Annotated in this window: 10 protein-coding genes; 9 read left to right on the top strand and 1 reads right to left on the bottom strand. The window is 73.9% G+C overall.

The features are described 5' to 3' along the window. Positions 1–81 precede the first annotated feature (81 nt). The 4 genes from ACFQ3T_RS31985 to ACFQ3T_RS31970 all read left to right on the top strand — a co-directional run bounded on the left by ACFQ3T_RS31985 (position 82) and on the right by ACFQ3T_RS31970 (position 2,945). Positions 82–384 carry a DUF1416 domain-containing protein gene (locus tag ACFQ3T_RS31985; protein ID WP_380729082.1) on the top strand — a complete coding sequence of 101 codons (303 nt, stop codon included), beginning with the start codon at positions 82–84 and terminating at the stop codon, positions 382–384. Between the two features lie 201 nt (positions 385–585). Next, complete coding sequence (locus tag ACFQ3T_RS31980; protein ID WP_380729081.1) at positions 586–1,221, top strand: FABP family protein; 636 nt, start codon at positions 586–588, stop codon at positions 1,219–1,221. Between the two features lie 243 nt (positions 1,222–1,464). Continuing rightward, a complete protein-coding gene (gene pxpB / locus ACFQ3T_RS31975) occupies positions 1,465–2,070 on the top strand; it encodes a 5-oxoprolinase subunit PxpB (protein ID WP_380729078.1) in 606 nt (201 codons plus the stop codon). Further along, positions 2,067–2,945, top strand: coding sequence for a 5-oxoprolinase subunit C family protein (locus ACFQ3T_RS31970; RefSeq protein ID WP_380729076.1), 879 nt, complete (start codon positions 2,067–2,069; stop codon positions 2,943–2,945). The genes pxpB and ACFQ3T_RS31970 overlap by 4 nt, the downstream gene beginning before the upstream one ends. Before the next feature lie 130 nt (positions 2,946–3,075). Here ACFQ3T_RS31970 and ACFQ3T_RS31965 read toward each other — a convergent pair whose 3' ends face one another. Continuing rightward, positions 3,076–3,918, bottom strand: coding sequence for an aminodeoxychorismate lyase (locus ACFQ3T_RS31965; RefSeq protein WP_380729074.1), 843 nt, complete (start codon positions 3,916–3,918; stop codon positions 3,076–3,078). A 34-nt stretch (positions 3,919–3,952) separates the two neighbouring features. On the opposite strand from ACFQ3T_RS31965, the gene ACFQ3T_RS31960 reads away from it, so the two are divergent. The 5 genes from ACFQ3T_RS31960 to ACFQ3T_RS31940 form a co-directional block, all read left to right on the top strand. Further along, positions 3,953–4,402 (top strand): Fur family transcriptional regulator, encoded by a 450-nt coding sequence (locus tag ACFQ3T_RS31960; RefSeq protein WP_447009515.1) that lies wholly within the window; start codon positions 3,953–3,955, stop codon positions 4,400–4,402. After that, positions 4,366–5,490, top strand: a complete 1,125-nt coding sequence (gene ygfZ / locus ACFQ3T_RS31955; protein WP_380729072.1) for a CAF17-like 4Fe-4S cluster assembly/insertion protein YgfZ — start codon at positions 4,366–4,368, stop codon at positions 5,488–5,490. Before ACFQ3T_RS31960 ends, ygfZ begins: the two co-directional genes overlap by 37 nt. A 101-nt stretch (positions 5,491–5,591) precedes the next feature. Further along, positions 5,592–6,440, top strand: a complete 849-nt coding sequence (locus ACFQ3T_RS31950; RefSeq protein ID WP_380729070.1) for a BKACE family enzyme — start codon at positions 5,592–5,594, stop codon at positions 6,438–6,440. A gap of 60 nt (positions 6,441–6,500) precedes the next feature. Further along, positions 6,501–7,082, top strand: a complete 582-nt coding sequence (locus ACFQ3T_RS31945; RefSeq protein WP_380729069.1) for an RsiG family protein — start codon at positions 6,501–6,503, stop codon at positions 7,080–7,082. A gap of 74 nt (positions 7,083–7,156) precedes the next feature. Further along, on the top strand, positions 7,157–8,284 hold a 1,128-nt coding region (locus ACFQ3T_RS31940; RefSeq protein WP_380729067.1), incomplete at its 3' end, for an MFS transporter.

The following is an 8,284-nucleotide window of genomic DNA, read 5'->3' as shown; positions in this document are numbered from 1 at the left end:
AGAACTACGACGGTTCCTGGACCGAGTACGGCTCGCTCATCGGCGTCCCCGTCGAGCTCGGCACCGGCAAGGAGGCCTGACATGAGCCTGGACGGCTGCGGCGCGCCCCAGCAGGGCGTTGACATCCAGGTCGGCGCGAACGAGGTCGTGCTGACCGGCAAGGTCCGCTCGGAGGGTGCTCCGGTCGGTGGCGCGTTCGTGCGCCTGCTCGACTCGTCCGGCGAGTTCACCGCCGAGGTCGTGTCCTCCTCGGACGGCGACTTCCGCTTCTTCGCCGCGCCCGGCACCTGGACGATCCGCGCCCTGCACCGGTCCGGCAACGGGCAGGCGTCGGTCAACGCGGAAGGGCCGGGCGTCCACCCGGTCGAGGTCGCGGTGGCCTGAGACCAGGGGAGCGCACGGGTCCGTCCCGGCGCTACCTCTCGCCGACCCCGGTGGCGTTCGCCACCGGGGTCGGCGGCTTTGCGGGGCAGGTGCCTAAACTGGGCGGGTGGAACACTTCTTCACAGGATTGCTGGTCCTCGTGTCCCTGCTGGTCGTGTGGTTCGCCGGGTACGTCGTGTACCGGCTGTACTCCGACCAGCGGTGAGCGACAACGGGCCCGTTCCGGGCAGTGGTGACGCGGCCGTCCGGGCCGCCGCTTCGCGCGCGTCGGTGACGGGCGCGCGCAACCTGCCGCAGTTCGACGACCTGCCGATCCCGGCGGACACGGCGAACCTGCGCTCCGGCCCCTCCCTGCACGACGCGTGCCTCGCGCTGCTGCCGCTCGTCGGCGTGTGGCGCGGCGAGGGCGAGGTCGTGTACCCGACGATCGACGGCCCGTACCGGTACGGGCAGCAGATCACGTTCGCGCACGACGGCCGGCCGTTCCTCTACTACGAGGCCCGGTCCTGGCTGCTGGACGAGAAGGGCGCGGTGATCCGCCAGGCGGCGCGGGAGACCGGCTTCTGGCGCCCGCAGGCGGACGACACGATCGAGGTGCTGATCACGCACAACACCGGGATCGTGGAGCTGTACTACGGCAAGCCGCGCACGCAGACGTCCTGGGAGTTCGGGACCGACGCGGTGATCCGCACGGCGACCGCCAAGGACGTCACCGCGGCCCAGCGGCTGTACGGCATCGTGAACAACGGCGACCTGGCGTACGTGGAGGAGCGGGCCATGGTCGGCCAGCCCCTCCAGCCCCACACGTCAGCCCACCTGCAGAGGTACGTGGGCTGAGCTGTGTTGAATGGCCGCTGCTCCGCAGACGGCGGCTCGGCCGCCCGGAAGTCGGCCGCTCACGCCTGATTCGCCGACGATCGAAAAGCGTGATCGCCGGCGAATGAGTCGCGAACGACCGACGCGGCCTCGCGGCGTGTGGTCGCCGGCCGAGTGGTAGTTGGCGCGGCCTCTCGGGGCGTGGTTGACGATTGGTTCGGGGTTGGGTTGGATTGTTCAACAATCCTCCTTTAGGCTGTTGTTATGCGGTTGCGGCGGTGTGGGGCTGACGCGGTGCTCGTCGAGGTTGGGTCGCTCGACGAGGTGGAGGCCGTGCGCGCCGCGGTGGCTGCGGCGCGGTTGCCCGAGGTCGTCGAGTTGGTGCCGGCCGCCCGCACGGTCCTGGTCGTGACCAGGGCCGGAGGCATCGAGGCGGTGCGGAGGGTTCTCGACGCGGTCGAGCCCGGCCGGCGCGTCGAGGCGCCGTCGACCGAGGTGGTGCTGCCGGTCCGCTACGACGGGCCGGACCTGGACCTGGTCGCCGAGACCGCGGGTCTCACAACGGCCGAGGTGGTCGCGTTGCACTCCGGCACGACGTACCAGGTCGCGTTCTGCGGGTTCGCCCCCGGCTTCGCCTACCTGACCGGCCTGCCCGAACCGCTGCGCCAGCCGCGCCTCGACTCGCCGCGCACCAAGGTCCCGGCGGGGTCGGTGGCCGTCGCGGGCGAGTTCACCGCCGCCTACCCGCTGGCCACGCCCGGTGGGTGGCGGTTGATCGGCCGCACGGACGCGCCGCTGTTCGACCCGCGCCGCGACCCGCCGGCCCTGCTCGCCCCCGGCCAGCGCGTCCGGTTCGAGGCGACCCGATGACGGCGCGCGCCCTTCGCCCCCGCACGGTCACGATCCTGAGCACCGGGCCGCAAGCGCTGGTCCAGGACCTGGGCCGACCGGGGCACGCGCACCTGGGCGTCCCGCCCTCCGGCGCGCTGGACCCGCCGTCGCTCAGGCTCGCCAACCGCCTGGTCGGCAACGCCGAGGACGCCGCCTGCCTCGAAGTCCTGCTCGGCGGCCTGGTGCTGCGCGCCAACGCCTCCTGCACGGTCGCGGTGACCGGCCCGTCGACCGCGGTCCTGGTCAACGGCGTGGCGCGCGACTCGCCGTTGCACCTCGCGCCCGGCGACACCCTCACCGTGGGCACGCCGCGGACCGGCCTCCGGTCGTACGTCGCCGTGTCCGGCGGCGTCGCCGTCCCACCCGAGCTGGGCAGCCGGTCCACCGACCTGCTGTCCGGCCTCGGCCCCGCGCCGCTGCGCCCCGGCGACGAGGTGCCGCTCGGCGACCCGACCGGGGTGCCGGTGGGCGTGGACGTCCTGGCGCCCCTGCGGGTGCCGGACGAGCTGGACGTGCCGGTCGTCGTGGGTCCGCGCGACGACTGGTTCGACTGCCCGGCCGACCAGCTCCGGGCGGGCCGGTGGACGGTGTCCGACCGCGGCAACCGGGTCGGCATCCGGCTCACCGGCACCGCGCTCGGCCGCACGCCGCGCCGGGTCGGCCGCGAGCTGCCCAGCGAGGGCCTGGTCACGGGCGCGGTGCAGGTCCCGGCGGACGGCCTGCCGGTCGTCTTCCTCGCCGACCACCCCACGACCGGCGGCTACCCGGTGATCGGCGTGGTGCCGGCGCACGCGCTCCCGCTGCTCGGGCAGGCCAGGCCGGGCACCCGGTTGCGGTTCTCGCCGCAGGGCTGAACGGACGCGATTGGTCTAGACCCAGTCGTTCGGGCGACCGAGCCGCCGTCTGCGGAGCAGCGGCCAAAGGCAGGGTCGCGTCGGTCTCCCGGGCGACCGAGCCGCGACGCCGGAGGCGGCGCGATCAGATTCAGTACTCCGACTCGTACAGCTCCGCCAGTCGGGTGTGCAGGTCGGTCGAGTCCGGCAGGGTCTTGTCGTCCAGCGTGTGCACGCGGGTGACCTTGCGGACGCTCGACACCAGGAACACGCCGTCCGCCGAGTACAGCTCCTCCACGGCGACCGGGCGGACCTCGGTGGTCCAGCCGGCGCGCTTGGCGGCGTTGAACAGGGCGGCCTGCGTGGTGCCGGGCAGGATGCCCAGGGTGGCGGGCGGCGTGGTGAGGGTGCGGCCGCGGGCCATGACCAGCGTGGACGTCGGGCCTTCCAGCACGGAGCCGGACGACGTGGTGAACACGACCTCTGCCGCGCCGCGCCGCTCGGCTTCGCGCAGCGCCGCCATGTTGACCGCGTACGACAGCGACTTCGCGCCGAGCAGCAGCCACGGCGCCCGGTCGGCGAGGCCGGGCTCGATGCCCCGGTCCAGCGTGACGGCGGCGATGCCCTCGGCGCGCTGGGCCAGCACCTTGGGCGAGATGTCCATGCCCAGGGCGAAGCCGGTGGGCGCGCCGTCACCGCCTTCGACGCCACGCGTGTAGACGAGCTTCAGCGCGACCTCCGCGCCGCCGGTCCAGTTGCCCAGCACCAGGGAGCAGGCCCGCTCGAACGCGGCCCGGTCCGGTTCGGGCAGGTCGAGCATCGCCGCGGAACGGGCCAGCCGGTCGAGGTGGGGGCCCAGCTCACGGGGCTTGCCGTCGACGACCAGGATCGTCTCGAAGACGCCGTCGCCGCGCACGAGCCCGAGGTCGTCGACCCGGATCAGCGGCGCGTCGGGGTCGGCCAGGGTTCCGTCGAGTAGTGCGAGCACGCGCATACCGCGAGCCTACTCACGGCCTACCATCGGATTCGTGGACACCGCCCGCGCGCCGCAGGCCCTTCGCCAGACACTGCACGAACGGGGCATGCGGATGACACCCCAGCGCCAGCTCGTGCTGGACGCCGTGCGCGAGCTGGGGCACGCGACACCGGAGCAGATCTGCCAACGCGTGCAGGTCACGGCCCCCACGGTCAACATCACCACGGTCTACCGCACGCTCGACCTGCTGGACCGGCTCGGCCTGGTCCGGCACACGCACCTCGGGCACGGCGCGCCGACGTACTCGGTGGACGAGCACGAGCACGTGCACCTGGTGTGCCACCGGTGCGGGCGGATGGACGAGGTGCCGTGCGAGCTGCTCTCGCCACTCGGGGGAACACTGCGGGGGCAGTACGGGTTCGAACTGGATGCGAGCCACCTCGCGCTGTCCGGCACGTGCCGCGAATGCCTGGCCGGAAGTGCCCAGAAGGAGTCCGAGTGAATTCTCCGCTGTTGACCGCACCGGGTGCGATCGCGCCGTTCGAGGGCGCTCCCGACCAGGGCGTGCCGTGGCACTTCGGCGACCCGTTCGCGGAGCAGCGCGCGGCGGCCCGGTCGGTGGCCGTGTTCGACCGCTCGCACCGGGCCGTCATCGCGGTGGCCGGCGACGACCGGCTGACCTGGCTGCACTCGCTGACCAGCCAGCACTTCACCGCGCTGGGCGAGGACCAGGGCACCGAGATGCTCATCCTCGACGTGCAGGGCCGCGTCGAGCACCACGCCGTGGTGGCGAACACGGGCGGTGTCGCCTACCTCGACACGGAGTCGTCGCGCGCCGCCGACCTGCTGACCTACCTGACCAGGATGGTGTTCTGGTCGAAGGTGGAGCCGCGGGACGCGTCGGCCGACCTGGCGGTGCTGACCGTGGTCGGGCCGGACGTGCCCGCGCTGTTCGACAAGCTGGGGCTGCCGCTGCCCGGCGGGCCGCACGGCGTCGTCGCGCTGGAGGGCGGCTTCGCGCGCCGCATGCCGTGGCCGGGGCAGGACGCCGTGGACCTGGTCGTCCCCCGGGCGGGTCTCGCGCGGTGGTGGGAGGACCTGACGGGCGCGGGCGCGCGTCCGGCGGGGAGCTGGGCGTTCGAGGCGCTGCGGGTGGAGTCCCTGCGGCCGCGGCTCGGCGTGGACACCGATGAGAAGACCATCCCGCACGAGGTGAACTGGATCGGTTCCGCGGTGCACCTGGACAAGGGGTGCTACCGGGGCCAGGAGACGGTGTCCAAGGTGCACAACGTGGGCCGTCCGCCGCGCCGGATGCTGCTGCTCCACCTGGACGGGTCGCGCGAGGTGCAGCCGGAGACCGGCGACCCGGTGCTGGTCGACGACCGGGTGGTCGGGCGGGTCGGCAGCGTGGCGCTGCACCACGAGCTGGGCACGATCGTGCTGGCGCTGGTCAAGCGGTCGGTGTCGCCGGAGACGGAGCTGCTGGTCGGCGCGGAGGACCGGCGGGTGCAGGCGACCGTCGACCCGGACTCGGTGCCGCCGGACACCCCCGGCCTGGGCCGCGAGGCGGCGCGCAACCTCGGCCGCTGATTCCGGACCGGAAAACCGGCGACCGCCCCTGCCTGCGGTTCCGCGCCCCGGACGGGTCGCCGGAGCGGTGACGGGGGCGGGTTCTGTGCCAGGATCACGGCATGTCCCGACCCGGATCCCACGGCACGCTGCTCACCGTCGCCCCCACCGGGGCCGAGCACGCGAAGGCCGACGTCCCCCAGCTGCCGGTCACCTTGGAGGAACTGGTCCGCACGGCCGAGGCGTGCGAGCAGGTCGGCGCCGCGATGGTCCACGTGCACATCCGCGGCGCGGACACCAGGCCGACGCTGGACCTCGGCCTGCTCAAGGAGACGGTCGCGGCCCTGCGGGAGCGCACGAACCTGATCGTGCAGCTGTCCACGGGTGGCGCGGTGACCGACCCGGAGGCCGACCGGCTGCGGGTGCTCGACGCCCTGCCCGACTCGGCGTCCTGCACCATGGGCACGGTGAACTTCGGCGACGACGTCTTCCTGAACCGCTGGGAGTTCGTCGTCGCGCTGCACAAGGGGATGCAGGAGCGGGGCATCGTCCCCGAGTACGAGATCTTCGACATCGGCCAGCTGGCGTCGTTGCGGCGGCTGCTGGACCAGCACGGGCTGCCCGCGGGCGGCAAGGTGCACGTCGACCTGGTCATGGGCGTGCCGGGCGGGATGCCGGGCGACGCGGAGACGCTGGTGGCGGCCTTGCGGCTGCTGCCGGACGGCGCGTCGTTCTCGGCGACGGGCATCGGGCGGACCACGTTGCCGGTGATGCTGACGGCGCTGGCCGCCGGCGGCCACCTGCGGGTGGGCATGGAGGACACCATCACGTACGCGAAGGGCCAGCCGGTCCGGGACAACGCGCAGCTGGTCGCACGTGCGGCGGGGTTGGCGAAGATCGCCCAACGACCGCCGCTGTCGCCCGCGGACGCGCGTGCCCTGCTGGGCGTGCGCAGTCCGGTACAGGTTTGAGACAACTTTGGAAGCAGGTTTGTGTTGGCGGGTGGACACGAACTACCGCAGGATGAGTACGTGATCGAGGTGCGTCCTGGCGGGCGCCGACGTATCGACCGGGTGCTCGCTCCCGACTACACCGAGGGGGTCGAGCGGCTCCCGCTCGCCGAGGTGCGCGCGTTGCGCGACGAGGCGGCGCAGGAGGAGACCGACCTGTCCTACCTCCGGAGACTCCTGCACGCGCGGATCGACATCGTGCGGGCGGAGCAGGAGCGGCGGACGTCGGGCGGCTCGGCGGTGGTGGACCAGCTGGCCACCATCCTGGCGTCGAACGCCGTCGGGCCGGCCACCGGCCTGGGCCGGTACCAGACGCAGGAGCCGTCCCGGGCGGAAGCGCACCGGCGGCACGTCGAGGCGCTCGTGTCGGACGTCGACCTGTCGGACGTGAGCGCGCTCTCGGACGACAAGCTGACCTTGGCGCTGCGGGTGTTCATCGGCGAGGAGGCCTCGGTCTCCGCGCGGCGGCGCGAGGTGCAGGCCGTGGTCGACTTCCTGAACGCGGAGATCGCCGGCCGGTACCAGAGCGGCAGCGCCTCGGTGGACGAGCTGCTGGCGGCGGAGCGGGGCTGGCCGACCAACCCCGGCCGCACCAAGGAGTAGCCCGCCCCGACGGCGTACCAGGATCTGGGATCACAGTCCCATGATCTGAACCGGCCGCCTAGCGTGGCCGGTTGATGGCACAAGACGCATCCGCGCCGCCGAGGTACCGGTGGGTGGTGCTCGCGGTCGGCGCGGTCGCGCAGGGCGCCAACGCCGCGGTGTTCCTCGGCCTGCCCGCGATCACCCCGCAGCTGCGCGAGCACTTCGGGCTGTCGCTGCCGCAGGTGGGGCTGCTGCTCGGCGCGGTGAACCTCGGCACGATGCTCACCCTCGTCGCCTGGGGCGCGGCGGCGGACCGGCACGGCGAGCGGCTGGTCATGACCATCGGCGGGGTCGGCGCCGCCCTCTGCCTGGCCCTGGCCGCGTTCGACGGGGCCGTGGTCGCCGGGGTGGCGCTGGTCGGCGTGGGGCTGTTCGGGGCGAGCGTGAACGCGGCCGGCGGCCGGGCCGTCCTGACCTGGTTCCCGGCCGAGCGCCGCGGGTTCGCGATGGGCCTGCGGCAGACCGCCACCCCGCTGGGCGCGGCGCTGGCCGCCGTGGTGCTGGGGGTGGTCGGGCTGCGGGCCGGGGTGCCGGTGGCGTTCCTGGCGCTGGCGGGCTTCACGGGGTTCGTCGCGCTCGCCGTGGCGCTGTGGATCAGGGAGCCGCCGTGGGCCGTGCGCTCCGGCAGCGGTCGGCACGGGGTCGTGCTGAAGGACCGGGACCTGGTCCGGCTGAGCGCGGCGAGCGGCTTGCTGGTCGTGCCGCAGTTCACCGCCGCCGCGCTGATGGTGGAACTCCTGCACGACCACCGCGGCGTCGCGGTCGGCGTGGCGGCCGGGCTGTTCGCCGCCGCCCAGGTCGCGGGCGGGTTCGGCCGGCTCGCGGTCGGGGTGTGGTCGGACCGGTCGGCCACCCGGGTCCAGCCGCTGAAGGCGCTGAGCGTGCTGGTCGCGGTCGGGTTCGCGCTCTGCGCGGCCCTGGACCGGGCGCCGGTGTGGCTGCTCGCGGCGGTGCTCGTGCCGACGGCGGCCCTGGCGCTGTGCTGGAACGGGGTCGCGATCACGGCCGCCGGCGAGCTCGCCCCGCCCGGCCGGACCGGGATCGCGCTCGGCATGCAGAACACGGCCAACTACCTGAGCGCCACCGTCACGCCGCCGCTGGCCGGGTGGCTCGCGGTGGGCGTCGGCTGGCCCGCCGCCCTGCTCCTGGCCGCCGCCACC

This window comes from Saccharothrix hoggarensis (assembly GCF_042678885.1).
Lineage (GTDB): Bacteria > Actinomycetota > Actinomycetes > Mycobacteriales > Pseudonocardiaceae > Actinosynnema > Actinosynnema hoggarensis.
This window is presented reverse-complemented; position numbering and strand designations above follow the sequence as displayed.

Bases quoted from the DNA above. Each gene is read 5' to 3' on its own strand.
- ACFQ3T_RS31985 (WP_380729082.1), top strand. From the start codon at position 82: ATGAGCCTGGACGGCTGCGGCGCGCCCCAGCAGGGCGTTGACATCCAG.
- pxpB (WP_380729078.1), top strand. From the start codon at position 1,465: ATGCGGTTGCGGCGGTGTGGGGCTGACGCGGTGCTCGTCGAGGTTGGG.
- ACFQ3T_RS31970 (WP_380729076.1), top strand. From the start codon at position 2,067: ATGACGGCGCGCGCCCTTCGCCCCCGCACGGTCACGATCCTGAGCACC.
- ACFQ3T_RS31965 (WP_380729074.1), bottom strand. From the start codon at position 3,918: ATGCGCGTGCTCGCACTACTCGACGGAACCCTGGCCGACCCCGACGCG.
- ygfZ (WP_380729072.1), top strand. From the start codon at position 4,366: ATGCCTGGCCGGAAGTGCCCAGAAGGAGTCCGAGTGAATTCTCCGCTG.
- ACFQ3T_RS31950 (WP_380729070.1), top strand. From the start codon at position 5,592: ATGTCCCGACCCGGATCCCACGGCACGCTGCTCACCGTCGCCCCCACC.